The sequence below is a fragment of the Pseudomonas aestiva genome, assembly GCF_039908605.1.
GTDB lineage: Bacteria > Pseudomonadota > Gammaproteobacteria > Pseudomonadales > Pseudomonadaceae > Chryseomonas > Chryseomonas aestiva.
On the sequence record NZ_CP150916.1, the window covers coordinates 796377 to 822273 of the forward strand.

Below are 25897 nucleotides of genomic sequence, written 5' to 3' on the forward strand. Positions count from 1 at the left end.
TCCCATGAGCCTGAGCGCGGCGGACTGGGCGGCGATCCGCCTGACCCTGGAACTGGCCAGCATGACCACGCTGCTGCTGCTGGTGCTGGGTACGCCCCTCGCCTGGTGGCTGGCGCGCACCCGCTCCCGGCTCAAGGGGCCGGTCGGCGCCCTGGTGGCCCTGCCGCTGGTGCTACCGCCCACGGTGATCGGCTTCTACCTGCTGCTGGCCATGGGGCCGGAGGGTTGGGTGGGACAGGCGACCTCGGCCCTGGGGCTGGGGCGGTTGCCCTTCACCTTCGCCGGGCTGGTGGTGGGGTCGCTGTGCTATTCGCTGCCCTTCGTGGTGCAGCCGCTGCAGAACGCCTTCGAGGCCATCGGTCCGCGTCCTCTGGAGGCTGCGGCCACCCTGAGGGCCAGTCCCCTGGATACCTTCTTCCACGTGGTGCTGCCGCTGGCGCGGCCGGGCTTCGTCACCGCCGCCATCCTCGGTTTTGCCCATACCGTGGGCGAATTCGGCGTGGTGCTGATGATCGGCGGCAACATCCCCGGGCGGACCCAGGTGGTCTCCACCCAGCTCTTCAATCACGTGGAAGCCATGGAGTATCCCCAGGCGCATCTCCTGGCCGGCGGCATGCTGGCCTTTTCCTTCGTGATCCTCCTGCTGCTCTATGGCCGCCGCGGGCGGTCGGCCTGGACATGAGTCTGACGGCGAGATTCGAACTCTCACACCCGAGCTTTACGCTGGACGTGGACCTGATGCTGCCCGGCAGCGGCGTCACCGCCCTGTTCGGGCCCTCGGGCTCGGGCAAGACCAGCTGCCTGAGGTGCGTGGCCGGACTCGAACCCGCCGCCCGCGGGCGTCTGGTGGTGGCCGGGGAGACCTGGCAGGACAGCGACCGCGGCCTGTTCCTGCCGCCGCACCGGCGCGCCCTGGGCTATGTCTTCCAGGATGCCAATCTGTTCGAGCACCTGGACGTGCGTCGCAACCTGCTGTTCGGCTGGCAGCGGGTGGCACCGGGCGACCGGCGGCTGGCGCTGGAACAGGTCGTCGAGCTGCTGGGCATCGAAGGACTGCTTTCGCGGATGCCGGCGCGGCTGTCCGGCGGCGAGCGCCAGCGGGTCGGCATCGCCCGGGCGCTGCTCACCAGTCCGCGGCTGCTGCTGATGGACGAACCCCTGGCGGCGCTGGACGCCGAGCGCAAGGCAGAGATCCTGCCCTACCTAGAACGCCTGACCCGGGAGCTGGCGCTGCCGATCCTCTATGTCAGCCACGCCCCCGACGAGGTGGCGCGACTGGCCGATCACCTGGTGCTGCTGGAACAGGGGCGGGTGCTGGCCAGCGGGCCGACCCCCGAGGTACTGGCGCGCCTCGACCTGCCCATCGCCCTGGCCGATGACGCCGGGGTGGTGCTGGAAGGGCGGGTGCTCGGCCATGATCCGGACTACGGCCTGCTCAGCCTGGGCCTGGCCGGCGAGCAGCGCGTGCTGCTGGCCCATGCCCCGCTGCCGCCCGGGCAGGCGCTGCGCATCAAGGTGCTGGCGCGGGATGTCAGCCTGAGCCTGGAACGTCAGCACAGCAGCATCCTCAATGTGCTGCCGGCCACCGTCGCCGAGATCGCCCCGACCCGCTCGCCGGCCCAGGTGCTGGTGCGCCTGGACCTGGGCGGCGCGGCGCTGCTGGCGCGGATCACCCGCTATTCGCTGGAGCGGCTGGCGTTGCAGCCGGGGAGTCGGGTGTGGGCGCAGCTCAAGTCGGTGGCGGTGCTAGCCTGAACCTGGGGCTGACCTGAGCCGCTCCAGCAGGAAATCCACCAGCACCCTGACCGCCGTCGGCAACTGGCGATCCGGCGGATAGAGCAGCCAGGCGGTGCCCTGGTAGGGGCCGAGGTATTGCCAGTCGGGCAGCACCCGCCGCAGGCTGCCGGCGGCCAGGCCGGCTTCGGCGGCGAAGGCCGGCAGGCAGGCGATGCCCAGGTCGGCGAGGGTGGCCTCCAGGCGCACGCCGCTGTGATTGCAGGCCAGGCGGCCGCGCACCGTCACGCTTTCCACCCGGTCGCCGTGGCGCAGTTGCCAGCGCTGGTCGACCGGGGTTTCGCCGAGGTAGAGGCAATCGTGCTCGGCCAGCGCCTGGGGCTGCTGCGGCGTGCCGCGGCGCTGCAGATAGGCCGGGCTGGCGCAGAGCACGAAGTCCATCTCGCGCAGTGGCCGGGCGACGAAGCCGGCGGGTGGCTGCTCGGTGATGCGCACCAGCAGATCCTGGTCGTCGGCGATGGGATCCAGCGGGCGATCGTCCAGGCGCAGTTGCAGATCCACTTGCGGATAGCGCTGGAAGAATTCCGGCAGCAAAGGGGCGATCAGCCGGTAGCCGACCGCCTTGGGCACCGCCAGTCGCACCTGCCCGCGCGGTTCCTCGCTGTGCTGTAGACCACTGTCCAGCGCCGCACCGGCGGCAGCCAGCAGATGACGGCAGTGGCCGAGTACCTCGCGGCCGGCTTCGCTCAGGCGCAATTGGCGGGTGGTGCGCTGCAGCAGACGCACCCCCAGCTCCCGTTCCAGCCGCGCGACCTGACGACTGACCGCCGAGGGTGTGGCGTCCAGCAGCCGGGCGGCCGCGGTGAAGCTGCCGGTCTCCACCACCTTGGCGAAGGCGACCATGCAGGGCAGCAGGGGGAGGGCGCGCAGGAGATCCATGCCAGAGTCCGCCAGAAGCAATAGGGCTGGAAAGGCTGCCATTGCTTCCCCGGGGGAACAAGAGCTATGCACGCTGGCGGGCTTATCGTGCTTGTCAGGGGCGGGCACACTGGCGGCCTGATTCAGGGAGAAGCTGTCATGTCGCAACGCCCCACCTTCGGCCTCGCCGAAGGCCTGCTGCTCGCTACCGCCCTGGTCTGGGGGACCAGCTACGCCGTGGTCAAGGACGCCGTGATGCTCTATCCGGTGCTCGGCTACCTGGCGCTGCGCTTCTGTCTCACCGCGGCGCTGCTGCTGCCCACCCTGAGGGGCGAGGGTCGGCGGGCCTGGCGACCGGGAATACCCACCGGGCTGCTGCTATTGGCGATCTTTCTCGCCGAGACCTATGGCGTGGCCCTGACCAGCGCCAGCAACGCCGCCTTTCTCATCAGTCTCTGCGTGGCCCTGACCCCCTTCGCCGAATGGTGGCTGCTCGGCCAGCGCCCCGAGGCCCGCGCCCTGGGCGCCGCGGGGCTGGCGGTGGCGGGCGCCGGGCTGCTGACCCGTGGGGTGACCCTGAGCTTCAACCTGGGTGACGGCCTGATCCTGCTGGCGGCGGTATTGCGCGCGGTCAATGTCTGCGTGGTGCGGCGGCGTCTGCAGCAGGCCAGTGCCCCGGTGCCGGCCCTGGCGCTGACCGCGGTGCAGACCGGGGTGGTGGGCCTGGCCTGTCTGCTGCTGTTCGCCCTGGGCCCGGGCCTGGCGCCGCTGCCCTTGCAAGCGGGCTTCTGGCTCGCCACCGGCTACCTGGTGCTGTTCTGCACCCTGGGCGCCTTTCTCGCCCAGAACTTTGCCCTGGGCCGCACCAGCGCTACCCGCGTCGCCCTGCTGATGGGCGCCGAGCCGTTGTTCGGCGCGCTGTTCGCCAGCTTCTGGCTGGACGAACGCCTGGGCCTCTGGGGCTGGCTGGGCGGCCTGCTGATCGTCATCGCCTCGCTGTGGGGGACGTTGCCGCGGCGGGATCTGCCGCGGCCCGTCCAGGCCTAGCTGCCAATGCGATCCAGCAGGCTGTACCAAGCTACCCCTGCGCCTATGTAGAAACGTTGCAGGCGGTGCAGCGGGATAGGGCTCAAGGGGCTGAGTGGATAGGGGAAGGCCGCTCCGGTATTCGTCAGGCGGTTCGCCAGATGGCGTCCGAGGCTGGTGCACAGGGCGATGCCGCGGCCATTGCACCCTAAGGCCAGGGTGATTCCAGGCGCCGGCTCATGCAGGTGTGGCAAGAAATCACGGGTGATGGCGATGCGCCCGGCCCAGCGGTGGCTGTAGCGCGGCTTGCCGAGTTGAGGGAAAAGCAATTCCAGGGAACGCTCCAGGTGGGCGAAATCGCCTGCGCCCTGGGGGTCGTCGAAATGGCCACGACCGCCCATCAACAGCCGCCCTTCGGCATCGCGGCGTAGGTAGAGCAACAGGCGTTGGGCGGTGGACGCGGTTTCGCCGCCGGGCAGGATGCTCGCCGCTGCCTCGCCGGTCAGCGGTTCGGTGGCGACGATGAAGCTGTTGGCAGCGAGGATCGTCCGCTCAAGGCCCGGCCAGAGCGCGCCGGTGTAGCCATTGGTGGCGATCACCACCTGCTCGGCGCTGACCGAGGAGCCGTCCGCCAGGCTGGCCTGCCAGCGTCCATCCCGGGACAGCAGGCCGGTGACCGGGCTGCGGTCGTGCAGGCGCGCCCCGGCCGCCTGAGCCGCCCAGGCCAGGCCGCGCACATAGGACAGCGGCTGGATGCCGCCGGCCCGGCCATCGCGCCAGCCGCCGGCGAAGGCCGTGGTGCCCATGCGGCTTTGCAGCGCTTCGGCGTCCAGGCAATCCGCGGGCACGCCACGGGCCTGCCACTTGCGGGCCCGGGCATGCAGCCCCGGCACGCCCTTGGCGGAGTAGGACACCTGTAGCCAGCCCTGGCGTACCGGGGCGCAATCGATGCCATGGCGGGCGATAAGGTCGAAGACCAGGTCCGCGGCACTTGAGATGGCTGCGATCAGGGGCTCCGCTCGGGCCGGGCCGAACAGCCGCTCCAGTTCATCCGGATCGTACTTGAGCGTCGGGTTGACCTGGCCGCCGTTGCGCCCAGAAGCGCCCCAGCCCAGTTGATGAGCCTCCAGGAGGCAGACATCGACACCGGCCTCGGCCAGATGCAGGGTTGTGGAAAGACCGGTGTAGCCGCCGCCGATCACCAGGACGTCGGTGCGTTGAGTACCCTGGAGCGGCTGCAGGGGTGGGCCAAGGATGGCGGTAGCAGCCCATAACGAGGGCGGCAGCGGTTGTCCTGGGGCGAGACGGACAGCATCCATCAGCGCGCACTCCCACTGGGTGTCAGGACCCGCCGCAGGAAGTCCTGGGTGCGAGGATGCTCGGGCGCGCCGAGCACCTGCTCTGCCGGGCCGCTCTCGACGATGCGCCCGCCGTACAGAAAGCAGACACGATCCGCCACCTCGCGGGCGAAGCCCATCTCGTGGGTCACTACCACCATGGTCATGCCATCGGCGGCCAGGTCGCGCATCACTTGGAGCACCTCGCCCACCAATTCGGGATCGAGCGCCGAGGTGGGTTCGTCGAACAGCATGGCGGCCGGCTTCATGGCCAGGGCACGGGCGATGGCCACCCGTTGTTGCTGACCACCGGAAAGTTGGTCCGGATGGGCATCGGCCTTGGCCGCCAAACCGACTTTGTCGAGCAGCTGCAGTGCTTCCGCGCGTACCTGGGCGGCCGGCTCACGCTTGACGTACAGCGGCCCCTCCATGACGTTCTCCAACACGGTGCGATGAGGAAAGAGGTTGAAGCGCTGGAACACCATGCCGAGCCGGGTGCGCAGCGCCGGTGCGTCCCGATCGCCACGAGCGATGCGGTCGCCGAACACGCGAATGTCGCCGCCCTCGTAGAACTCCAGGGCATTGATGCAGCGCAGGAGCGTGGACTTGCCAGAACCGGACGGACCGATCAGGCAGACCACTTCACCGGCGGCGATGGACAGGTCCACCCCGTGCAGCACGCTGAGCTCGCCATAGCGCTTGTGCAACGCCTGGATTTCGATCATCGGGTTCTCCTCGCGCCGAAGCGCAGCTCGAGTCGGCGCAGGCCATACACCAGGGGCAGACTCATCAGCAGGTAAAGCAGGGCCACCAGGGTGTAGACGGTCATGTTCTGGAAGGTCGAGGCGGCGATCAGCTGGCCCTGGCGGGTCATCTCGGCGACGGTGATGGTGGAAACCAGCGAGGAATCCTTGAGCATCATCACCAGGATGTTGCCGTAGGGCGGCAGGGCGATGCGAAAGGCCTGAGGCAGCACCACCCGGCGCATCATCAGCGGCGACTTCATGCCTAGCGCCTCGGCGGCCTCGCGTTGGCCCTGGTCTACGGCGAGGATGCCGGCACGGAAGTTTTCGGCATGGTAGGCGGAGTAGGCGATGCCCATGCCGATGACCCCGGCCTGGAAGGCACTCAGGTGGACGCCCAGATCAGGCAGCACGAAATAGATGTAGAACAGCTGCACGATGATCGGCAGGCCACGGATGACGTTGATCACCGTGCTGGCCGCCACTGACAGCGGTTTGATCGGCGACAGCTTGCACAGCGCCAGAGCCAGACCGAGCACACTGCTCAGGACAAAGGACAGCACCGTGATCTGTACAGTGACCCAGGCGCCCTGCAGCAGCAGCGGCAGGAAGTCACGGGCGTTCTGGAGGAAGTCGGCAAGATCCATGGAGCCTCCGGTCAGATGCCCCAACGCTGCTGGATGGCTTTCAGGGTGCCATCCGTTTTTAGGGTGGCGATGGCCTTGTTAAGGCGATCACGCAAGGCGGTGTCGCCCTTGCGCATCACGAAGCAGACGTCGCCGGAGCGACTAGGCTGATAGCCTTCGGCGAGCTTGACCCCACGAAAGGCTTTTTGCCGGATCTGGTAGGCGAGGATGGGCTGGTCGCCGATACCGGCCTTGATACGGCCGACAGCGATGTCGCGCGCCATGTCCGCCACCGAATCGTAGGTGCGGACCTCACTGAAGGTGCCGAGTCTGACCAGCATGTCGTAGAAGGTGGTTCCGGCCTGGACGCCGATGGCCTGGCCCTTGAGCGCCGCCAGATCGGGGTAGTGGCCCTGGTCGTCGGCCGCCACCAGCAGGCCTTCGCCGTAGGCATAGACCGGATCGCTAAAGTCCACCACCTTGGCGCGCTCTTCGGTCTTGAGCATGCCAGCGGAGATGACATCGATCTTTTCGGCGGTCAGCGAGGGAATCAGCGCCGCAAAGGAGTTTTGCTGGATCTCGACCTTGAGCCCTGCCGCTTTGGCAGCCGCTTCGATGCTGTCGATCATCATCCCCTGGATGCTGCCGGTCTTGAGATCGAGAAAGGTGAAGGGGGCGCCGGTCGCGGTGGCACCCACCTTGATCGATTTGGGTTCCTCGGCATGAGCCAGCGTCAGGGTGAGCGTAGCGCCCATTCCCAGGACAAGACGGCGGAGCAGGGTTAGCGAGCCTTTCATGGGGATTCTCCAGTGCGATGGATGAAGCGCCCCGGAACAAAGGCAATCCCTATGCCATAAACGATAATACAAAATCGGCTTGTGACTATCTTGTATTCAAAAGCGATATTTAAAAATCGATATCCGATATTTGGCTTGATCCTTGCCTTGCTTTCCCCATCTGATACTTGTGAGTGAAATCATGCTGGAACCCCGATCGGAGCTGTTCAATCAATCCCTGGAAAAGGGGCTCGCGGTGCTCAGGGCTTTCAATGCCCAGCGGCGGACCCTGAACCTGGCGGAGGTGGCTGAGGCTGCGGCCATGACCAAGAGTTCGGCGCAGCGCATGGTGGTTACCCTGGAAACCCTGGGTTACCTGAGGAAACAGACACGGACTCGACGGTATCAGCTGACGCCCCGGGTACTGGAGCTGGGCTTCAACTACCTGGAAGCCCATCCGCTGATCGAGGTCGCCAATCCCTTTCTGGCCGAGTTGACCCGCCTCACCGGGGAAACCTGCTGTCTGACCGAGCCGGTTGGCGATGAAATGGTGTACGTCGCACGTTTTCTCAGTGCCGGCTTCGTCCCGGTGCACATGCCCATCGGCAGTCGCGTGCCGCAGTATTGCACCGGATCGGGACGTGCCTATCTCAGTGCTCTGCCCGAGGTCGAGGCGCGAGAGCAACTGGAGCGGATGAGCCGTCGGGTGCATACACCCGCAACCCTCACTGCCGTGGCCGATATTCTGGAGAGCCTGGAGCAAACGCGGCAGCAGGGATATGCCGTGAACGCCGAGGAGTTGTTTCTGGGTGACATGACGCTGGCCGCACCCATCATCGACGGGCGTGGCCGGCCGGTGGCCGCCGTCCATGTGGTGGCTCCCACCAGTCGCTGGAATCGCGCGGATGCCGAGCGGCAACTGGCGCCGGCCCTGCTGCAATGCACGCGTGCCCTGAGCGGCTCGGCGCGGGTCTTGGAATAGCGACCGACGAGTAGGAAGCCAGCCGCGTCGGTTACGGCCTAATGGACGGCGTCGTTGGCCTTGAATTCCGTGGTCCGGCCGCTGAGCCTGAGGAAGGCCAGCACGGCCAGGCCCAGCACCATCCAGCAGCTGCCGCCGACCTTGGCGTAGACGTCGGCGTTGAACAGCACATAGGCGAGGATGATGAAACCGACCAGCGGGACCAGCGCATGCAGCAGCGGGCGACCGGCGCCGCGGTGATGCCAGGCCACTGCCACATGCAGGAGCAGGAAGGCGGTCAGCGCACCGAAGTTGCACATGGAGGCGAGCAGGTTGATCTGGCCGACAAAGAACAGCCCCAGCACCAGGCTCAGGGCCGCCACCAGCAGGATGGCGCGCTGCGGTACCCGGGTGGTGGGATGGATCTGCCGCAGGAACTGCGGCATCTGGCGATCACGGGCCATGGCGAACAGCAGGCGCGAGGTGGCGGCCTGGGCCACCAGGGCGTTGGCGATGGCGGCGCCGATGGCCACCGCCAGGGCGATCACCACCTGCAGCCAGGGGCCGGCGATCAACCGACCGATCTCATAGAAGGCGTTGTTCGAGGCATCGGCGTCGGGGTACTGGATCAGGTTGGGTTGCAGCAGGGCGGCCAGCCAGGTCTGCACCATGAACAGCGCGGCCACCAGGGTCAGGGCCAGCAGCGTGGCGCGACCCACCACCCGGCTGCCGCCGCGGGTTTCTTCGGAGAGGGTGGAGATGGCGTCGAAGCCGAGAAAGGACAGCACCGCCACCGACAGCGCGCTGAAGATCAGTGGCAGGGAGAATTCCTGGGGGTTGTACAGCGGCTTCAGGCTCCACTCGGCGCCATTCACGCCGCGGCTGATGGCCAGGGACGCCAGCACCACAAACACCAGCAGCACCGCCAGCTGGCCGTAGAGGAACAGCCGGTTGGCGCGGGCGGTGGTCTCGATGCCGCGCAGGTTGACCAGGGTGTTGAGGCCGACGAAGAAAACGATCCACAGCGGCTGGGGAATGACCGGGATGACGTTGGCCATGGCGTTGGCGCCGATCACATAGAGCAGGGTGGGCACCAGCAGGTAGTCGAGCAGGATGGCCCAGCCGGCGAGAAAGCCCAGCGCCGGGTGCAGGCCGCGACCGACGTAGGCGTAGACCGAACCGGCCACTGGAAAGGCGCGCGACATCTGCTGGTAGCTGACCGCGGTGAACAGCATGGCGACGAAGCCGATCAGGTAGGTGAGGGGCACCATGCCGTGGCTGGCGTCGAACACCCCGCCAAAGATGGAGAAGGGCGCGATGGGCACCATGAATACCAGGCCGTAGATGAGCAGGTCCTTCAGCCCGAGCTGGCGCTTGAGTTCCTGGGTGTAGCCGAAGCGAGCGAGGTCGGCGGCGTCGCCGGACGGAGCGTGCTGAGTCATGGGGCTTCCTCGAAGGGGCGGGGTAGGCTCGACTCTAGGCCAGGGTGGGGCCTGGCCCCATCCACAAAAGTGCTAGGTTTACAGCAGGCCGGGGGCGACTGGCAGAGCCTTTGCTTCGCTTTCCCCGTCGCCATCAGGGCAGGAGCTCCAAGATGCATGCCGATCTGCTCACCGTCAGCAGCCGCCTCGCCGGGCTGCCCACGCTCGACGCCTGTCTGGATGCCGTCCAGGCCAGTGCCGACCACCTGGGCTGCAAGGCGCTGATCTACGACTACGCCCCGGTGCCCCTCAGTCACGACGGGGTACTCATCACCCCCTCGGTGTTCAAGGTACGCAACGCCCCGGCGGACATGCAGGCCTTCTGGTGCGAGCGCGGCTACTACCAGATCGACCCGGTGCAGCAATGCGCCAGTCGGCGTGCGGCGCCCTTCGTCTGGTCGTTTCGCAGCGAAACCCGCAGCGCCCTGCGCGAGTACCTGGGTGACAGTCATCGCCCGGTCACCTGCTATGTGCGGGACAGCGGCCTGGCCACCGGGGTGACCGTGCCGCTGCACCTGCCGGGGGGCGCCTTCGCCACCCTGACCGGCATCCTCGATGCCGATGCCGCGGACGCCGAGGCCGCCGGCGAAGCCTGCCTGGGCGCCTTCCTGGTGCTGGCCCATGCCTTCCAGGCCCGGGCCGACGAATTGCTCGCCCCGGCCGAGCGCCGCTGCGGCCAGGTCCGCCTGACGCCGCGCGAGCGTGAGTGCCTGCAGTACTCGGCCAAGGGCCTGACCGCCAAGCGCATCGCCGCCACCCTCAACCGCTCCACCGCCACGGTCAACCTGCACCTCAACTCCGCCGCCCGCAAACTGGGCGCACGCAACAGGGTCGAGGCGGTGGTGCGGGGATTGCACTATCGCCTGGTCGAGGTCTGAGAGCCTGATCAACGTCTCGCGAGCGAGAGCCAAGCAAGGAGCAAAGGGCTGAGGAAGCGGATCGGACCCGCGCTCGGGTTCACGAGGGGTAGCTGAGCATTCCGACCGGGCTGGCGACCCAGGTCATTTTCAACGCCGTCTGGCCGACGCGCAGCAGCCGTTGAACAGGCGCTGAGCGACTTGGCCGGATCCGTGGGCCGTTCGACCTTGTGACACCGCCGCGGCGGCCCGACACTGGGGCCTCATCTGCCCAGGAGTGTCCCATGAGCGCTGCCCGTCCTCCCGTCCCGCCGTTCACCCTCGAATCCGCCCAGCAGAAGGTCCGCGCCGCCGAAGATGGCTGGAACAGCCGCGATCCGGCCAAGGTGGCCCTGGCCTATACCGTCGACAGCCGCTGGCGCAATCGCGCCGACTTCCTCCAGGGCCGCGTCGCCATCGAGGCCTTTCTCACCCGCAAGTGGCAGCGCGAGCACGAGTACCGGCTGATCAAGGAACTCTGGGCGCATGACGGCGCGCGCATCGCCGTGCGCTTCGCCTACGAATGGCGGGACGAAGACGGCCAGTGGTACCGCGCCTACGGCAACGAGAACTGGCACTTCGACGACCAGGGCCTGATGGCCGAGAGACACGCCAGCATCAACGACCTGCCGATCACCGCGGCCGAGCGGCTGTTTCACTGGCCCCAGGGGCGGCGGCCGGATGACCATCCCGGCTTGAGCGACCTGGGTCTCTGACCGGAGGCGGGCGGCTAGCCCGGGTGTGCCTGGTCCTGTACAAGGACCTCTGGCCGCCAGGACCGCAAGACGATGCACTACCGCAACCTGCTCCGCCGCCTCGACCTGGTCTCGCTGCAGCTGCTGCTGGCGGTGCACGAGGAGGGCACCCTGACCCGCGCCGCCGAGCGCGAGATGATCGCCCTGTCCGCCGCCAGCAAGCGCCTGCATGATCTGGAGCGGTCGCTCGACATCGAACTCTTCGAGCGCAACGCCAAGGGCACCACCCTCACCCCGGTCGGCGAGACGCTGCTGCATTACGCCAAGCGCATCCTCGCCGACGTCGAGCGCATCAGCATCGACGTCGGCGAACACCTGCAGGGCGTGCGCGGCTATGTGCGGATGATGGCCAACATCTCCGCCATCATCGAATTCCTCCCCGAGGACCTGCAGGCCTTCACCGTCGGCCATCCCCAGGTCAAGATCAGCCTGGACGAGCGACCCAGCGCCGGGGTGGTGAAGGGCGTGCTGGAAGGCGCCGCCGACCTGGGCATCTGCTCCTCGGACACCGACACCCGCGGCCTGCTGGCCGTGCCCTACCGGCAGGACACCCTGGTGGTGGTGATGCGTCCCGATCATCGCCTGGCCGCCCGCGCGCGGCTGGCCTTCGCCGAGACCCTGGACGACGACCACGTCGGCCTGCACGCCGATAGCTTCATCAACCTGCGCACCAAGGCGGCCGCCCGCAGTCACGGCAAGGCCTTGCGCCTGCGCATCCATGTACCCGGCTTCGATGCCGTGTGCCGCATGGTGCAGGCGGGTTTCGGGCTGGGCGTGCTGCCGCTGCAGGCCTTCGAACTCATCGGGCGACCGCTCGGACTGATCGCCGCGGCGCTGGATGACGACTGGTCCCAGCGCAGCCTGGCGCTGGTGGTCCGCGACGTCGAGACGCTGTCGCCGGTCAGCCGGCTGCTCTACGACCACCTGCTGGAGGTCTGAATCCGGGTCTTCGCGATTCGCGAAGACCCCTTGCCGAAAGACGTTAACCACCGGCTGCTCTATTGTCCTAGCATCGGCCTCATTCCAATAACAAAGAGGCTCGCCCGCCATGACGGCTCTCACCGGACTCCGTGTCATCGAGATCGGCACGCTCATCGCCGCTCCCTTCGCCGCCCGCCTGCTGGCCGAATTCGGCGCCGAAGTGATCAAGATCGAAGCCCTGGACAAGGGCGATCCCCTGCGCAAGTGGCGCAAGCTGCACGAGGGCACCTCGCTCTGGTGGTACCTGCAGTCGCGCAACAAGAAGTCCCTCGCCCTGAATCTGCGTTCCGCCGAAGGCGTGGCCCTGGTCAAGCAGCTGGTCGAGGGCGCCGACGTGCTCATCGAGAATCTGCGCCCGGGCGCCCTGGAAAAGCTCGGCCTGGGCTGGGACGTGCTGCACGCCCTCAATCCCAAGCTCACCCTGGTGCGCATCTCCGGCTACGGCCAGACCGGCCCCTATCGTGATCGCCCCGGCTTCGGTGCCATCGGCGAGGCCATGGGCGGCATCCGCTACACCACCGGTACTCCGGGCGTGCCGCCGGCGCGGGTCGGGGTCAGCCTGGGCGATTCCCTGGCTTCCATGCACGCGGTGATCGGCGCCCTGATGTCGGTGCTGCGGGTCAAGACCGGCCAGGGCGACGGCCAGGTGGTCGACGTCTCCCTGGTCGAGAGCGTCTTCAACGTCATGGAAAGCCTGGTGCCCGAATACTCCATGCTCGGCCATGTGCGCGAGCGTACCGGTGGCGCCTTGCCCGGTATCGCGCCGTCCAACACCTATCCCACCGGCGACGGCGGTTTCGTGGTAATCGCCGGCAACAGCGATCCCATCTATGTGCGGCTGATGCAGGCCATCGGCCGACCCGATCTGGCCGAGCGCCCGGATCTGGCGCAGAACGACGGGCGCGCCCGCCACTGCGAGCTGATCGACGAGGCCATCGCCGCCTGGACCGGCAGTCGCGGCATCGACGAGGTGCTGGAGATCCTCGAAGGTGCCGAGGTTCCGGCCGGACGCATCTATTCCGCCGCCGACATCGTCGCCGATCCCCATTACCAGGCGCGGGAGATGCTGCTGGACACCACCCTGCCCGACGGCGCCACCCTGAAGATGCCGGGCATCGTACCCAAGCTGTCGGCCACCCCGGGCCAGGTCAACTGGCAGGGTCCGACCCTCGGTGAGCACACCGATGGCCTGCTGACCGAACTGGGGCTGAGCGAAGCGGATATCCAGCGACTCAGAAAGGGCGGGGTGGTGCAATGAGTAGCGAACGCCTGATCGTCCAGGAAGTCGCGCCCCGTGACGGCTTGCAGATCGAGCCGAGCTGGGTGGAAACCGCCGACAAGATCGCCCTGATCGACGAGCTCTCCGCGCTGGGTTTCTCGCGGATCGAGGCCGGTTCCTTCGTCTCGCCCAAGGCGGTGCCCATGCTGCGTGACGGCGAGGCGGTGTTCCAGGGCGTCGCCCGCCGGCCCGGGGTGACCTATGTCGCCCTGGTGCCCAATCTCAAGGGCGCCCAGCGCGCCCTGGCGGCAGGCGCCGACGAGCTGAACCTGGTGCTCTCCGCCAGCCAGACCCACAATCGCGCCAACATGCGCATGAGTTGCGAGCAGTCCCTCGCCAGCTTCGCCGAGGTGGTGCAGCTGGCCAAGGGGCAGGCGGTCTCGCTCAACGGCACCGTGGCGACCACCTTCGGTTGCCCCTTCGAAGGGCGCATCGACGAAGGCTGGGTGTTCGAGCTGGTGCAGCGCTATCTGGCGCTGGGCATGACCGGCATCACCCTCGCCGACACCACCGGCATGGCCAATCCGCGACAGGTCGCACGGATCGTCCGCCAGGTGCTGGAACTGATCCCGGCGTCCGCCCTGACCCTGCATTTCCACAACACCCGTGGCCTGGGTCTGAGCAACGTCCTGGCCGCCTACGAAGCCGGCGCCCGGCGCTTCGACGCCGCCCTCGGTGGCCTCGGTGGCTGCCCCTTCGCCCCGGGCGCCTCCGGCAACATCTGCACCGAGGACCTGGTGAATCTCTGCGCCGAGATCGGCGTGGACACCGGCATCGACCTGCAACGGCTGATCGAGTTGTCGCGCACCCTGCCGGCGCTGCTGGGGCACGACACCCCCGGCCAGGTGGCCAAGGCCGGGCGCAACTGCGATCTGCATCCACCGCCCGCGACCGCTGGCTGAGCCGCACCCGCTTTCATTCGTTCGCCCTGACTACAACAACAAAGGAGCGCCAGTCTGGCCGCTCCCGGGAGACCGCTATGCCCTTATCCGCAACCTCCGCCGCCGCCGTGGCGGCCGCCGAACAGGCCATCGTCCGCAAGGTCGCCTGGCGGCTCATGCCGCTGATCATGATCTGCTACCTGTTCGCCTTCTTCGATCGCATCAACATCAGCTTCGCCAAGTTCCAGCTGCAGGCCGACCTGTCGCTGAGCAACACCGCCTATGGCCTGGGCGCGGGACTCTTCGTGGTGGGCTATGTGCTGTTCGAGGTACCCAGCAACATGATGCTGTACAAGGTCGGCGCTCGGCGCTGGATCGCGCGCATCATGATCTCCTGGGGCATCGCCACGGCGCTGATGATGTTCGTCACCACCGAATGGCAGTTCTATGTGCTGCGCTTCCTCATCGGTGCCATGGAAGCCGGCTTCGCGCCGGGCATCCTCTACTACCTGACGCTGTGGTTTCCGCAGAGCTATCGCGGGCGCATCACCTCGACGCTGTTCCTCGCCTCGGCCTTCGCCGGGCTGATCGGCGCCCCCGTCTCCGGGGTGATCCTCGGCCAGATGGACGGCCTGCTCGGCATTCGCGGCTGGCACTGGCTGTTCCTGGCGGGTGGCATCCCCTGCGTGCTGCTGGGCGTGCTGGTGCTGCGCCTGCTGCATGACCGCATCGCCGATGCGCCCTGGCTCAACGCTGACGAGAAGACCTTCCTGGCCAGCCGCATCGCCAGCCATGAAAACAACAGCCATGGCTCGCTGCTGGCGGCGATCCGACTGCCGGGCTTCCTGCTGCTCGCGGTGATCTACTTCCTGATCCAGGTCGCCTCCTATGGCCTCAACTTCTGGGCGCCGCAGCTGATCCGCAGTGCCGGGACCGAGAGCCCCACCCTCATCGGCCTGCTGACCGCCGTGCCCTACGTCTTCGGCGCCATCAGCATGGTGGTGGTGGGTCGGCTGTCGGACGCCAGCGGCGAGCGGCGCAAGTTCGTCTGCGGTCTGGTGATCGCCGGCGCCCTGGGGTTCTTCAGCGCGGGACTCTTCGCCGACCACACCACCTTCCTGATCCTGTCCCTGGCCCTGATGGGCGCCGGCATCATCGCCGCCATCCCGACCTTCTGGTCGCTGCCGCCGAAACTGCTGGCCGGCGCGGGCGCAGGGGCCGCAGGGGGTATCGCCCTGATCAACACCCTGGGGCAGCTCGGTGGCATCGTCAGTCCGGTGATGGTGGGTTACATCAAGGACATGACCGGCAGCACCACTCCGGCGCTCTATCTCATCGGCTGCACCAGTCTGCTGGCCGCCGGCCTGATGTTCTGGGCACTGCCGCAGAGCCTGCGGACCTCGGACAAGATCGGCGCCCGCCCGCCGGAGCCCGCGCCGGTCGAGGATGCCGCGCTGCTGGGCGACAAGCGCTCCCTCAACTCCTGAGGCTAGAGTTCCGGCGCGCGCCAGCGCCGGACCAACCGCAGCACCAGCACGAAGAACACCGGCACGAAGACCAGCGCCAGGGTGGCGCTGAGCATGCCGCCGATCACCCCGGTGCCCACCGCCTGCTGGCTCGCCGAGCTGGCACCGGTGGCCAGGGCCAGGGGCACCACACCGAGAATGAAGGCCAGCGAGGTCATGACGATGGGTCGCAGGCGCAGCCGGGCGGCGCGACAGGTGGCCTGGTACAGGTCCAGGCCGCCATCGTGCAGGCGCTTGGCGAATTCGATGAGCAGGATGGCGTTCTTCGCCGTGAGACCGATCACCGTGATCAGGCCGACCTTGAAGAAGACGTCGTTAGGCATCCCCCTCAGGGTCACCGCCAGCACCGCGCCGAGCACGCCCAGGGGCACCACCAGCAATACCGCGGTGGGAATCGACCAGCTTTCATAGAGCGCCGCCAGACAGAGGAACACCACCAGTAGCGACAGCCCCAGCAGCAGCGGCGCCTGGCCGGCGGAGAGGCGTTCCTGCAGCGACAGCGCCGTCCACTCCAGGGCGAAGCCGCGCGGCAACGCGGTGGCCAGGCGTTCCAGTTCGGCCATGGCCTCGCCGGTGGTGTGACCGGGCAGCGGTTCGCCGGACAGGCTGATGGCGGGATAGCCGTTGTAGCGCGACAGCTGCGCCGGGCCCTGGGTCCAGTCGGCGCTGACGAACGCGGACAGCGGCACCATGCGCCCGCGCTCGTTGCGTACCTCCAGGCGCAGCAGGTCGTCCACCTGGCTGCGGCTGCCCAGCTCGGCCTGCACGATCACCTGCTGCATCCGGCCGCGATTGGGGAAGTCGTTGACATAGCTTGAGCCCAGGGCAGTGCCCAGGGTCTCGCCGAGGGCGGCGAAGCCCACCCCCAGGGCGGCGGCCTGGCGGCGATCCACCACCAGCTGCACCTGGGCGCTGTCGGCCAGGGCGGTCTCCCGCACGTAGGCGATGATCGGATTGCCCGCCAGCCGGGCCTGCAACTCATCGCGCGCCGCCTTGAGCGCCGCCTGGCCGCGATTGGATCTGTCCTGCAGGCGCACCTCGAAACCGCTGGAAGTGCCCAGGCCTTCCACCGGTGGCGGCAGCACGGCGAAACCCTGGGCTTCGCTCTCGCCGGCCAGGGCGGCGTTGGCGCGTTCGGCGATGGCCGCGGCGGAGTCGGTCGGGCCGCGGGCGGACCAGTCCTTGAGGGTGGTGAAGGCCAGGGCGGCGTTCTGGCCGCTGCCGGAAAAGCTGAAGCCGAGCAGCACGAGGTCGTTGGCCACCCCGGGTTCGGCGGCGTAATGGCGTTCCAGTCGCTCGAGCACCTTGAGGGTGCGTTCCTGGGTGGCGCCGGGCGGCAGCTGGATGTCGGTGATCAGATAGCCCTGGTCCTCGCTGGGCAGAAAGGCGCCGGGCAGGCGGCCATAGAGCGCCACCAGGGCCACCAGCAGGACGGCGAACAGCAGGAGATTGGGCAGCAGCCGGCGGATGGCGCGGGCCACCCAGCCTTCGAAGCCGGCGGTCAGGCGCTCGAAGCCCCGGTTGAAGGCGCCAAAGAAGCCGCCGCGGGCATGGGTACCCTGGGGAATCGGCTTGAGCAGGGTGGCGCACAGCGCCGGGGTCAGACTCAGGGCGAGAAAGGCGGAAAGGAGGATGGCCACCGCCATGGACGCCGAGAACTGCCGATAGATGACGCCCACCGAACCGCTCATGAAGGCCATGGGCACGAAGACCGCGGTGAGCACCAGGGTGATGCCGACGATGGCGCCGGAGATCTCGCCCATGGCCTTGCGGGTGGCGGCGCGTGGGTCGAGACCCTCGCTGGCCATCAGCCGCTCGACGTTCTCCACCACCACGATGGCGTCGTCCACCAGGATGCCGATGGCCAGCACCATGCCGAACAGGGTCAGCACATTGATCGAATAGCCCAGCGCCAGGAGCACGGCGCAGGTGCCCAGCAGGGCCACCGGCACCACCAGGGTCGGGATCAGGGTGTAGCGCAGATTCTGCAGGAACAGGTACATCACCGCGAACACCAGCGCCATGGCCTCCAGCAGGGTATGGATGACCTGGGTGATGGATATCTCGACGAAGGGCGCCGTGTCGTAGGGGATGTCGTATCTCATGCCCGGCGGAAAGTACCGGGACAGCTCGGCCAGCTTGGCGCGCACCGCCTTGGCGGTGGCCAGGGCGTTGGCGGTGGGTGCCAACTGCACCCCGACCGCCACCGAAGGCTTGCCGTCCAGCCGCGTGCCGAAGTTGTAGCTCTGGCTGCCCACCTCGACCCGGGCCACGTCGCCCAGGGTCACGCTGGAGCCATCGGCCCCGGCGCGCAGCAGGATGCCGGCGAACTCCGCCGGGTCGCTCAACTGGCCCTTGATCAGCACCGGCGCGCTCAGCTCCTGGCCAGCGGGGGCGGGCAACTCGCCAAGGCTGCCGGCCGCCACCTGGACGTTCTGCTCGGCGATGGCGCGGGTCACGTCGGCCGGGGTCAGACCGACCGCCACCAGCCGACTGGGATCGAGCCAGACGCGCAGGGCGTGCTCGGCGCCGAACAGCTGGGCCTTGCCCACCCCGTCCAGGCGGCGCAGTTCGTTGACCACGTTGCGCGCCAGATAGTCGCTCAGGGCGGTGGTGTCGAGGCGCTCATCGGTGGCGGTAAGGGTGACGAACAGCAGGTAGCCGGCGGAAGTCTCCTCGATCTGGATGCCCTGCTGGGTGACCGCGCGCGGCAGGCGCGGCTCCACCACCTTGAGGCGATTCTGGATGTCCACCTTGGCCAGTTCCGGATCGGTGCCGGGCTGGAAGGTCACGGTCAGGGTGGCGCTGCCCTGGCTGCTGCTGGAGGAAAAGTAGAGCAGATGGTTGACGCCATTGAGCTCTTGCTCGACCAGGCTGACCACGCTCTCGTCCAGGGTCTGCGGCGAGGCGCCCGGATAGCTCAGGGTCAGCTCGATCTGCGGCGGTGCCACATTGGGATACTGGGCCACCGGCAACTGCGGAAGGGCCAGCAGGCCGGCGAGCAGGATGAACAGCGCCACCACCCAGGCGAACACCGGGCGGTCGATGAAGAAGCTGGCCATCAGCGCACCTCCGCCGCGGTGGTCTGGGCTTCTTCAGGCTCCACCACCAGGCCCGGCTGCGCCTGTTGCAGGCCGGAGAGCAACACCCGCTCACCGGCGGCGAGACCGGACTCCACCACCCAGCGCCCTTCGACCACCGGGCCCAGACGCACCTCGCGCAGGGCCACCCGGTTTTCGGCGTCCACCACCCAGACCTGGGCCTGGCCGCCGGCGCTGCGCTGCACCGCCCGTTGCGCCACGCTCAGGCCCTGGTCGAGGCGCGCCTGCTCCAGGCGCACCCGCACGAAGCTGCCCGGCAGGAGGTCGTGCCGCGGATTGGGAAACTGGCTGCGCAGGGTGATCTGCCCGGTGCTGGCGTCCACCGCCAGATCGGCGAACAGCAGGCGGCCGCTCTCGGGGTAGGGGCTGCCGTCCTCCTGCAACAGGGTCACCCGGGCCTGATCCGGCGCCACCTGCTGCAGACGACCATCCCGCAGCGCATCGCGCAGGGTCTTGAGCTGGCGGGTCGACTGGGTGACATCGGCATGGATGGGGTCCAGCTGCTGGATGATCGCCAGGGGCGTGGCATCGCCCTGGCCGACCAGGGCGCCTTCGGTGACCAGCGCCTTGCCGATGCGCCCGGCGATGGGCGCTTTGACCGTGGCATAGCCCAGATTCAGCCGCGCCCGCTTGAGCGCCGCCTGGACCGCTGCCACCTCGGCCTGCGCCTGCAGACTGGCACCGCGGGCATCGTCCTGCGCCTGGCGACTGATCGCCTCGCTCTCCACCAGCGCCGCATAGCGCTCGGCCAGCCGGCGGGCCTGGAAGGCGCTGGCCTCGGCCTTGCGCAGGGCGGCCGCGGCGCTGTCCACCTCGGCCTGCAGCGGCGCCGGATCGATACGGAACAGCACCTCGCCGGCCTTGACCTCGCTGCCCTCGCGAAACACCCGCTGCAGCACGATGCCGGCGACCCGTGCCCGTACCTCGGCGGTCCGTGGCGCCACCAGGCGGCCACTGAGTTCGCTGGCGATGGCCAGCGGCGTCGGTTGCAGTGTCTCCACCTGCACCCTGGGCGCGGACGGGGCGGCGTCGTCGGGGGCCGGACGGTCGCAGGCGGCGAGCAGCAGGCAGAGCAGCACGAGGCTGCCGAGGGCAGGGCGGGACAGGGACATCGGGGCTTCCTCCAGGAGAGCGCCATGGTAGGCGTCCCGCCTGGGCCGCCCTGTAAACGTCTGTAGGTCTCTTGTGAAAGAGTGTTAAGCCCGGCGCCCGCCCGCCCGGGGCTCGGCTATGCTCGGCACTTTCCCGCCACGAAGACCTGCCGTGATCCCCTTGCTCATCGTCGAAGACGACACCGCCCTGGCCGAGCTCATCGCCACCTACCTGGGCCGCCAGGGCTATGCCGTGACGGTGATCGGTCGTGGCGACGAAGCCCTGGCCGCGGTGCAGCGACTGCGCCCGCAGCTGGTGGTGCTCGACGTCATGCTGCCCGGGCTGGACGGCCTGCAGGTCTGTCGCCAGCTGCGCGCGACTCAGCCGAGCCTGCCGATCCTGATGCTCACCGCCCTGGACGACAGCCACGACCAGGTGCTGGGGCTGGAGATCGGCGCCGACGACTACGTCAGCAAGCCCTGCGAACCGCGGGTGCTGCTGGCACGCATCCGCACCCTGCTGCGCCGCTGCCAGCTGGTCGAGGCGCCTGCCGATGACCGCCTGACGATCGGTCAGCTGCAGCTGCTGCCGGGCGAACGCCAGGTCTGGTGGCGCGACCAGCTGGTGGAGCTGTCCTCCACCGAATTCAACCTGCTGGCGATCCTCATGCGCCATGCCGGCGAGGTACTCAGTCGCGACCAGCTGATCCAGCAGCTGCGCGGCATCGAATTCAACGGCGTCGACCGTTCGGTGGATGTGGCCATCTCCAAGCTGCGGCGGCGTTTCGAGGAGCATCCCGGCGAAGCCCGGCGGATCAAGACCGTCTGGGGCAAGGGTTATCTGCTCTCCCGGGCAGAGTGGGAATAGATGTTCAAGATTCTGGTGCGCCTCTACCTCATCCTGCTGGTGACCTACGGCGCCGCCAGCTACCTGGTGCCCGAGGCGTTGATCAGGGTGTTCGACGAGCGTTACAGCCGCTACGCCCTGGAGCAGTTGCACGGCCCGCTCAGCCTGGCGCAGCGCGCCTTCGTTACCACGCCGCCGGCGCGCTGGCCGGCGGTACAGCAGGAACTGGCCACGGATCTGGCGCCCATCACCCTGCGCCTGGTCGCGCTCGAGGATCCGGTCTTCACCGTTGCCGAGCGCAGGGCGCTCGAAGCCGGCGAGCGGCAGGTGCGCCTGGGCGAATATGGCGAGCCCAGCGCGGCCCTGGTGCCGCTGCCGGCGGAGCAGGTGCTCTGGGTCGGCATCCCCGAGGCGCCCACCGACATCGCCCTGACCTACTGGGCCATGAACGCCCTGATCGGCGCCGCGCTGCTGGTCTGTCTCTATGTCTGGCTGAGACCGCACTGGCGTGACCTGGAACGGCTGCGGCGTACCGCGGCGCGCCTGGGCAAGGGCCATCTGGGCGAGCGCACCGCCATCTCGCCGCGCTCGGACATCGGCGAGGTGGCGCGGGCCTTCGATGACATGGCCCAGGAGCTGGAGGCGCTGATCGTCCAGCAGCGCGACCTGCTCAACGCCGTTTCCCATGAATTGCGCACGCCGCTGTCACGCCTGGAGTTCGGCCTGGCGCTGCTGCAGGCCGATCCGCTGCCGGCCGAGACCCAGCGGCAGCTGGAGCAACTGGTGCGTCACGTCCGCGAACTGGATGCCCTGGTCGACGAATTGCTGTCCTTCGCTCGCCTGCAGAGCAGCCAGCAGCCGCCCGAACGCCTGAGCCTGGAACTCGAAGCCTTTCTCGACAGCGTGCTGGCCGACTTCGCCGAAGAGCAGGAACGCCGCGGTGTCGCGGTGCATCTGGACGTGACGCAGGCACCCAGGCGAGTGGAGCTGGCGCCTCGCCTCACCGCCCGTGCCCTGCAGAATCTGCTCGGCAACGCCTTGCGCTATGGCCAGCGCGAGGTCTGGGTAACGGTCCGCGGCGACGGCGAAGAGCTGCTGATCGCCGTCGAGGACGACGGCGAAGGCATTCCCGCGGCGGAGCGCGAACGGGTCTTCGAACCCTTCTATCGCCTGGATCGCAGTCGCGACCGCGCCACCGGCGGCTTCGGCCTGGGTCTGGCCATCAGCCGTCGCGCAGTGGCAAACCAGGGTGGCCGCCTGGACCTGAGCGCCGGCGCTCGGGGTGGCGCCCGGTTCGAGATCCGCCTGCCGTTGCAGCCGCGCCTGGGGCTCGCCTGAGGCCGCTGCGGCCCCTACACTTGGCGCCCCCGCCCGTTTCGGAATTGTCATGGCAGAGCCCTTCGACCGCCAGCCGCTGCAACCCCTGCTCGACCGTATCGCCGCCGCCGCACCGCGCCATTTCGGCGAAGGCGCGGTGGCCGACTACATCCCGGCCCTGGCCGAGGTGGCGCCGGATCAGTTCGGCATCGCCGTCTGCGACGTCAAGGGGCAGGTCTGGCGCGCCGGGGCGGCCGACACGGCCTTTTCCATCCAGTCCATCTCCAAGGTGCTCAACCTGGTGATCGCCATGCAGCGCCTGGACGAGCCGGACATCTGGACTCGCGTCGGCCGCGAACCCTCCGGCCATGCCTTCAATTCCATGGCGCAGCTGGAAGAAGAGAAGGGCGTGCCACGCAATCCCTTCATCAACGCCGGCGCCGTGCAGGTCTGCGAACTGCTGGTGTCGCGCATCATGTCGATCCACTGGATGATGCGCGAACAGGCGCGGCGCCTGGCCGGCAATCCGGCGATCAACTTCGACGACCGCGTGGCCCGTTCGGAGATGGACCACAAGGCGCGCAACGCCGCCCTGGCCTATCTGATGAAGGCCTACGGCAATCTCCATAGCGAGGTCGATGACGTCCTCGACGTCTATTTCCACGGCTGCGCCCTGGCCATGAGTTGCGTCGACGTGGCCCGCGCCTTCGCCTTTCTGGCCAACGGCGGGGTCAATCCCCTGGATGGCCAGGTCGTGGTGACGCCCCAGCAGACCCGCCAGCTCAACGCCCTGCTGCTGACCTGCGGCCTCTACGATGCGGCGGGCGACTTCGCCTGGCGCGTCGGCCTGCCGGGCAAGAGCGGGGTAGGGGGTGGCATCGTCGCCATCGTGCCCGGGCAGATGAGCATCTGCGTCTGGTCGCCCCGGCTGGATAGCTACGGCAACTCGGTCGCCGGCCTGCGCGCCCTGGAGACCCTGGTGGAAGGGCTGGGCGTGGCGCCGCTGGGCTAAGAAGCTATTCACATCTGCTGCGCGTTGGCCAAACGGCGTTGAAAAGCCCCTGGAAGGCCAGCCCCGCCGGAATGCTCGTTTACGACGAATGAACTCGAGCGCGAGCCCGGTCCGCTTCCTCAGGCCTTTTCGCGGGGCCGCCTAGGCCTTGTTTGGCTCTAGCTCGCAAGATCGTGAACAGCTTCTAATAGGCCATGGACAGGCTGAGAGTCACCTGGGGCACCACGCCGTCGGTCTCGCCCTCCGGACCGCTCAGGTCGCGCAGGGCGCCGTCGCGATAGAGCGCCAGGGCTTCGGCGCGAGCGCTCCAGCGCGTCTCGCCCCAGCGAAAGGGCTGTTCCAGGGCCAGGCCGGTACGGGCATAGAGGCGGTCGCCGGAGTCCGGTCCATAGAAGCCGTTCCAGCCCACCCCCAGGGCACTGGGGAAGCTCAGGCGCAGGCCGCTGGCCGAGAGGTCCAGTCCGGGTTCCAGGCTGCCCTGGGTGTAGAGACCGCTGTCGCCCTGGGTGCGGGTGGTCACCGCCAGCCCCGGGCGCCAGGCGCCCAGGCCCGTATCGGCCTGGTAGGCCAGGGTCAGGCTGGCTTCCTGAGTGGTCGCGGCGACGTCGTTGGGGCTGCTCTTGACCGTGTAGACGAAGCCGACCCTCAGGCCCTCGGCCGGTGACACCACCAGCCCCAGCAGGTTGTTGCTCTCGTACCAGCGCCGCGGGCTGACCTGCTCCTCGCTGGACGGGCTGTGCAGGCCATTGCTGCTGCTGAACACCAGCCAGGCATCGGCGTTGCCGTCGCTTCCCTGGTGCAGATCCAGGGCGAAGCCCGCCTGCAGGTGCAGGGGAATGCGGTCGAGGCTGGCCGAGTCGTCATCGTAGTTGCCGCGGGAGAAGTCGCCGTTGCGCACGTCCATGCCCAGTTGCGGATGGAAGCGCCCGGAGGCCTCGCTGACCTCCACGCTGCCCAGGGCGGCGTCTTCGCTCTCGATGGAGGGCACGCTGCTCGGCGCGGCCTGGGCCGCCACGGCCAGGCAACCGGCCAGCAGACAGGCGCAACGCAGGGGCGAAAAGACTGGCATGGCGGGCGACTCCGGGGGCGCGGGGCGCTCCGGGCGTGGCGCCATGAGCTATCGGACCGGGCCGTCGCAGAGCAGGTTCCGAGGCTCTAGAGTACCGGTGAAAACACCCGCGCCACCCGCATGGCCACCCGCCGCCAGCGGCGCAGGGCGACATTGTCCTCGGGGGTCAGCTCGCGCGAGCGACTGAAGTCCTGCTCCAGCATCTTGCGCACCTCCCAGGCGAAGGCGACGTCCATCACCATCACCATGACCTCGAAGTTGAGGCGGAAGGAGCGGTTGTCCAGGTTGGCGCTACCCACCGCGGCCACGTCCTCGTCGATCAGCACCACCTTCTGGTGCAGGAAGCCCGGTCCGTAGCGGAACACCCGCACCCCGGCATGCACCGCTTCGAAGGCATAGAGATAGGAGGCGGCATAGACCACCTTGTGGTCCGGTCGCGAGGGCAGCAGGATGCGCACGTCGACCCCGCGCAGGGCAGCCAGGCGCAGGGCGGCCGAAACGGCTTCGTCAGGGATGAAATAGGGCGTGGTGATCCAGATCCGGTGGCGCGCCGAGTGGATGGCCTCGACAAAGAACAGCGAGCAGGTCTCCTGGTCGTCCGCCGGCCCGCTGGGCACCACTTGGCAGAGCACGCCGCCCTCTTCGTAGCGTTCCGGCAGTAGCAGGGTGGGCAGCCGCCGGGTGACCCAGTACCAGTCCTGGGCGAAGGTCTCCTGCAGGGTGGCCAGCGCCGGGCCGCGCAATTCCAGGTGGGTATCGCGCCAGGGCGCCAGGGGCGGCTTGAGGCCCATGTATTCGTCACCGACGTTGAGCCCGCCGGTAAAGCCCACCTCGCCATCGACGATGACGATCTTGCGGTGGTTGCGGAAGTTGACCTGGAAACGGTTGATCAGCCCGCGTCTGTTGCTGAAGCCCTTCACCTCGCAACCGGCCTCGCGCAGCTTTTCCACATAGGCGCGCGGCAGGGCATGGCTGCCGATGGCGTCGTACAGCAGAAAGACCTGCACCCCGGCGCGGGCCCGGTCGAGCAGGGTGTTCTGCAGGGCCAGGCCGAGGGCGTCGTCGTGGATGATGAAGAACTGCACCAGCACCACCTTCTGTGCACCGCGGATGGCGGTGAGGATGGCGGCGAAGGTTTCCTCGCCGTTGATCAGCAGGCGCACCTGGTTGTTGGCGACGCAGGGGGTGCCGGTGAGGGCGGTCATGGCCCTGAGCTTGCGATTGGCGGCGCTGCATTGCTGGGCGGCCATGGCCTCGGCGATCCAGGGCCGCCAGTCCAGCTCGGCGGCCTGGCGCGCCATCTCCTCGTCGGCCTGGCGCCGCGCCTTCACATAGCTGTCGAAGCGCCTCCGGCCAAAGACCAGATAGGGGATCAGGCTGAGGAAGGGCATGAACACCAGCGCCATGGCCCAGGCCATGGCGCCCTGGGCGGTACGCACCGTGATGATGGCGTGGATCGCCGCGCTGATGCCGATCAGTTCGAGGACCAGGGCGATGTAGTGGAGATCGAGGGGCAGGGAAGGCACGCGGGCAGCTCTCG

At 68.3% G+C, this 25897-nt stretch carries 23 protein-coding genes; 13 read left to right on the forward strand and 10 right to left on the reverse strand.

All coding sequences use genetic code 11. The annotated features are described in order from the left end of the window. Positions 1 to 4: 4 nt before the first annotated feature. Both modB and modC read left to right on the forward strand, forming a co-directional pair. Positions 5 to 682, forward strand: coding sequence for a molybdate ABC transporter permease subunit (modB, locus tag AABM56_RS03710; protein WP_133862156.1), 678 nt, complete (start codon positions 5 to 7; stop codon positions 680 to 682). Continuing rightward, positions 679 to 1755 (forward strand): molybdenum ABC transporter ATP-binding protein, encoded by a 1077-nt coding sequence (gene modC, locus AABM56_RS03715; RefSeq protein WP_133862155.1) that lies wholly within the window; start codon positions 679 to 681, stop codon positions 1753 to 1755. The genes modB and modC overlap by 4 nt, the downstream gene beginning before the upstream one ends. Here modC and AABM56_RS03720 read toward each other — a convergent pair. Further along, a complete protein-coding gene (locus tag AABM56_RS03720; protein ID WP_347883840.1) occupies positions 1747 to 2673 on the reverse strand; it encodes a LysR family transcriptional regulator in 927 nt (308 codons plus the stop codon). The two genes, modC and AABM56_RS03720, sit on opposite strands and share 9 nt — an antisense overlap. Before the next feature lie 138 nt (positions 2674 to 2811). On the opposite strand from AABM56_RS03720, the gene AABM56_RS03725 reads away from it, so the two are divergent. Next, positions 2812 to 3699 carry a DMT family transporter gene (locus AABM56_RS03725; RefSeq protein WP_133862153.1) on the forward strand — a complete coding sequence of 296 codons (888 nt, stop codon included), beginning with the start codon at positions 2812 to 2814 and terminating at the stop codon, positions 3697 to 3699. Here AABM56_RS03725 and AABM56_RS03730 read toward each other — a convergent pair. Genes AABM56_RS03730 through AABM56_RS03745 form a run of 4 tightly spaced genes read right to left on the reverse strand, consistent with a single transcriptional unit; the run spans position 3696 to position 7181 of the window. Then, complete coding sequence (locus tag AABM56_RS03730) at positions 3696 to 4997, reverse strand: FAD-binding oxidoreductase (RefSeq protein ID WP_133862152.1); 1302 nt, start codon at positions 4995 to 4997, stop codon at positions 3696 to 3698. The two genes, AABM56_RS03725 and AABM56_RS03730, sit on opposite strands and share 4 nt — an antisense overlap. Then, positions 4997 to 5740, reverse strand: a complete 744-nt coding sequence (locus tag AABM56_RS03735) for an amino acid ABC transporter ATP-binding protein (protein ID WP_133862151.1) — start codon at positions 5738 to 5740, stop codon at positions 4997 to 4999. The genes AABM56_RS03730 and AABM56_RS03735 overlap by 1 nt, the downstream gene beginning before the upstream one ends. Continuing rightward, entirely contained in the window at positions 5737 to 6405 is a 669-nt protein-coding gene (locus AABM56_RS03740; RefSeq protein ID WP_347883841.1) for an amino acid ABC transporter permease, read from the reverse strand. Before AABM56_RS03740 ends, AABM56_RS03735 begins: the two co-directional genes overlap by 4 nt. Positions 6406 to 6416: 11 nt before the next feature. Then, positions 6417 to 7181: an ABC transporter substrate-binding protein gene (locus AABM56_RS03745; protein WP_133862149.1), complete on the reverse strand. Its 765-nt coding sequence runs from the start codon at positions 7179 to 7181 to the stop codon at positions 6417 to 6419. A gap of 181 nt (positions 7182 to 7362) precedes the next feature. On the opposite strand from AABM56_RS03745, the gene AABM56_RS03750 reads away from it, so the two are divergent. Then, positions 7363 to 8142: an IclR family transcriptional regulator gene (locus tag AABM56_RS03750; RefSeq protein ID WP_133862148.1), complete on the forward strand. Its 780-nt coding sequence runs from the start codon at positions 7363 to 7365 to the stop codon at positions 8140 to 8142. A 38-nt stretch (positions 8143 to 8180) separates the two neighbouring features. On the opposite strand, the gene AABM56_RS03755 is transcribed toward AABM56_RS03750, so the two are convergent. After that, positions 8181 to 9563, reverse strand: coding sequence for an APC family permease (locus AABM56_RS03755; protein WP_133862147.1), 1383 nt, complete (start codon positions 9561 to 9563; stop codon positions 8181 to 8183). A gap of 152 nt (positions 9564 to 9715) precedes the next feature. Between AABM56_RS03755 and AABM56_RS03760 the strand changes: the two genes are divergently transcribed. From AABM56_RS03760 to AABM56_RS03785, 6 genes are all read left to right on the forward strand, one after another. Further along, complete coding sequence (locus AABM56_RS03760) at positions 9716 to 10480, forward strand: LuxR family transcriptional regulator (protein WP_133862146.1); 765 nt, start codon at positions 9716 to 9718, stop codon at positions 10478 to 10480. Positions 10481 to 10743: 263 nt separating this feature from the next. Further along, the gene (locus AABM56_RS03765; RefSeq protein WP_133862145.1) at positions 10744 to 11214 is read left to right on the forward strand and encodes a nuclear transport factor 2 family protein; all 471 of its coding nucleotides are present in this window, start codon (positions 10744 to 10746) and stop codon (positions 11212 to 11214) included. A gap of 72 nt (positions 11215 to 11286) precedes the next feature. Then, the gene (locus AABM56_RS03770; protein ID WP_133862144.1) at positions 11287 to 12192 is read left to right on the forward strand and encodes a LysR family transcriptional regulator; all 906 of its coding nucleotides are present in this window, start codon (positions 11287 to 11289) and stop codon (positions 12190 to 12192) included. Between the two features lie 109 nt (positions 12193 to 12301). Beyond that, entirely contained in the window at positions 12302 to 13492 is a 1191-nt protein-coding gene (locus AABM56_RS03775; protein WP_133862143.1) for a CaiB/BaiF CoA-transferase family protein, read from the forward strand. Next, positions 13489 to 14415, forward strand: coding sequence for a hydroxymethylglutaryl-CoA lyase (locus AABM56_RS03780; RefSeq protein ID WP_347883842.1), 927 nt, complete (start codon positions 13489 to 13491; stop codon positions 14413 to 14415). Before AABM56_RS03775 ends, AABM56_RS03780 begins: the two co-directional genes overlap by 4 nt. 77 nt (positions 14416 to 14492) lie before the next feature. Next, positions 14493 to 15881, forward strand: coding sequence for an MFS transporter (locus tag AABM56_RS03785; RefSeq protein WP_133862141.1), 1389 nt, complete (start codon positions 14493 to 14495; stop codon positions 15879 to 15881). 2 nt (positions 15882 to 15883) lie between these two features. Here AABM56_RS03785 and AABM56_RS03790 read toward each other — a convergent pair whose 3' ends face one another. Beyond that, entirely contained in the window at positions 15884 to 18982 is a 3099-nt protein-coding gene (locus AABM56_RS03790; RefSeq protein WP_347883843.1) for a multidrug efflux RND transporter permease subunit, read from the reverse strand. Beyond that, positions 18982 to 20133 carry an efflux RND transporter periplasmic adaptor subunit gene (locus AABM56_RS03795; protein WP_347883844.1) on the reverse strand — a complete coding sequence of 384 codons (1152 nt, stop codon included), beginning with the start codon at positions 20131 to 20133 and terminating at the stop codon, positions 18982 to 18984. The genes AABM56_RS03790 and AABM56_RS03795 overlap by 1 nt, the downstream gene beginning before the upstream one ends. Positions 20134 to 20287: 154 nt before the next feature. Between AABM56_RS03795 and AABM56_RS03800 the strand changes: the two genes are divergently transcribed. From AABM56_RS03800 to glsB, 3 genes are read left to right on the forward strand one after another with little or no spacing between them, the layout of a single operon-like run. Beyond that, on the forward strand, positions 20288 to 20980 hold the full coding sequence (locus AABM56_RS03800; RefSeq protein WP_208694916.1) for a response regulator transcription factor: 693 nt from the start codon (positions 20288 to 20290) through the stop codon (positions 20978 to 20980). Further along, positions 20981 to 22297 carry an ATP-binding protein gene (locus AABM56_RS03805; RefSeq protein WP_347883845.1) on the forward strand — a complete coding sequence of 439 codons (1317 nt, stop codon included), beginning with the start codon at positions 20981 to 20983 and terminating at the stop codon, positions 22295 to 22297. It begins immediately after the preceding gene. Positions 22298 to 22346: 49 nt separating this feature from the next. Continuing rightward, positions 22347 to 23288, forward strand: a complete 942-nt coding sequence (glsB, locus tag AABM56_RS03810; RefSeq protein WP_347883846.1) for a glutaminase B — start codon at positions 22347 to 22349, stop codon at positions 23286 to 23288. A 184-nt stretch (positions 23289 to 23472) separates the two neighbouring features. Here the strand turns inward: glsB and AABM56_RS03815 are convergent, their stop codons facing one another. Both AABM56_RS03815 and cls read right to left on the reverse strand, forming a co-directional pair. Then, entirely contained in the window at positions 23473 to 24357 is an 885-nt protein-coding gene (locus AABM56_RS03815) for a hypothetical protein (protein WP_133862135.1), read from the reverse strand. An 86-nt stretch (positions 24358 to 24443) separates the two neighbouring features. Beyond that, complete coding sequence (gene cls, locus AABM56_RS03820; RefSeq protein WP_133862134.1) at positions 24444 to 25883, reverse strand: cardiolipin synthase; 1440 nt, start codon at positions 25881 to 25883, stop codon at positions 24444 to 24446. Positions 25884 to 25897: the final 14 nt, after the last annotated feature.

Bases quoted from the DNA above. Each gene is read 5' to 3' on its own strand.
- modB (WP_133862156.1), top strand. From the start codon at position 5: ATGAGCCTGAGCGCGGCGGACTGGGCGGCGATCCGCCTGACCCTGGAA.
- modC (WP_133862155.1), top strand. From the start codon at position 679: ATGAGTCTGACGGCGAGATTCGAACTCTCACACCCGAGCTTTACGCTG.
- AABM56_RS03720 (WP_347883840.1), bottom strand. From the start codon at position 2,673: ATGGATCTCCTGCGCGCCCTCCCCCTGCTGCCCTGCATGGTCGCCTTC.
- AABM56_RS03725 (WP_133862153.1), top strand. From the start codon at position 2,812: ATGTCGCAACGCCCCACCTTCGGCCTCGCCGAAGGCCTGCTGCTCGCT.
- AABM56_RS03730 (WP_133862152.1), bottom strand. From the start codon at position 4,997: ATGGATGCTGTCCGTCTCGCCCCAGGACAACCGCTGCCGCCCTCGTTA.
- AABM56_RS03735 (WP_133862151.1), bottom strand. From the start codon at position 5,740: ATGATCGAAATCCAGGCGTTGCACAAGCGCTATGGCGAGCTCAGCGTG.
- AABM56_RS03740 (WP_347883841.1), bottom strand. From the start codon at position 6,405: ATGGATCTTGCCGACTTCCTCCAGAACGCCCGTGACTTCCTGCCGCTG.
- AABM56_RS03745 (WP_133862149.1), bottom strand. From the start codon at position 7,181: ATGAAAGGCTCGCTAACCCTGCTCCGCCGTCTTGTCCTGGGAATGGGC.
- AABM56_RS03750 (WP_133862148.1), top strand. From the start codon at position 7,363: ATGCTGGAACCCCGATCGGAGCTGTTCAATCAATCCCTGGAAAAGGGG.
- AABM56_RS03755 (WP_133862147.1), bottom strand. From the start codon at position 9,563: ATGACTCAGCACGCTCCGTCCGGCGACGCCGCCGACCTCGCTCGCTTC.
- AABM56_RS03760 (WP_133862146.1), top strand. From the start codon at position 9,716: ATGCATGCCGATCTGCTCACCGTCAGCAGCCGCCTCGCCGGGCTGCCC.
- AABM56_RS03765 (WP_133862145.1), top strand. From the start codon at position 10,744: ATGAGCGCTGCCCGTCCTCCCGTCCCGCCGTTCACCCTCGAATCCGCC.
- AABM56_RS03770 (WP_133862144.1), top strand. From the start codon at position 11,287: ATGCACTACCGCAACCTGCTCCGCCGCCTCGACCTGGTCTCGCTGCAG.
- AABM56_RS03775 (WP_133862143.1), top strand. From the start codon at position 12,302: ATGACGGCTCTCACCGGACTCCGTGTCATCGAGATCGGCACGCTCATC.
- AABM56_RS03780 (WP_347883842.1), top strand. From the start codon at position 13,489: ATGAGTAGCGAACGCCTGATCGTCCAGGAAGTCGCGCCCCGTGACGGC.
- AABM56_RS03785 (WP_133862141.1), top strand. From the start codon at position 14,493: ATGCCCTTATCCGCAACCTCCGCCGCCGCCGTGGCGGCCGCCGAACAG.
- AABM56_RS03790 (WP_347883843.1), bottom strand. From the start codon at position 18,982: ATGGCCAGCTTCTTCATCGACCGCCCGGTGTTCGCCTGGGTGGTGGCG.
- AABM56_RS03795 (WP_347883844.1), bottom strand. From the start codon at position 20,133: ATGTCCCTGTCCCGCCCTGCCCTCGGCAGCCTCGTGCTGCTCTGCCTG.
- AABM56_RS03805 (WP_347883845.1), top strand. From the start codon at position 20,981: ATGTTCAAGATTCTGGTGCGCCTCTACCTCATCCTGCTGGTGACCTAC.
- glsB (WP_347883846.1), top strand. From the start codon at position 22,347: ATGGCAGAGCCCTTCGACCGCCAGCCGCTGCAACCCCTGCTCGACCGT.
- AABM56_RS03815 (WP_133862135.1), bottom strand. From the start codon at position 24,357: ATGCCAGTCTTTTCGCCCCTGCGTTGCGCCTGTCTGCTGGCCGGTTGC.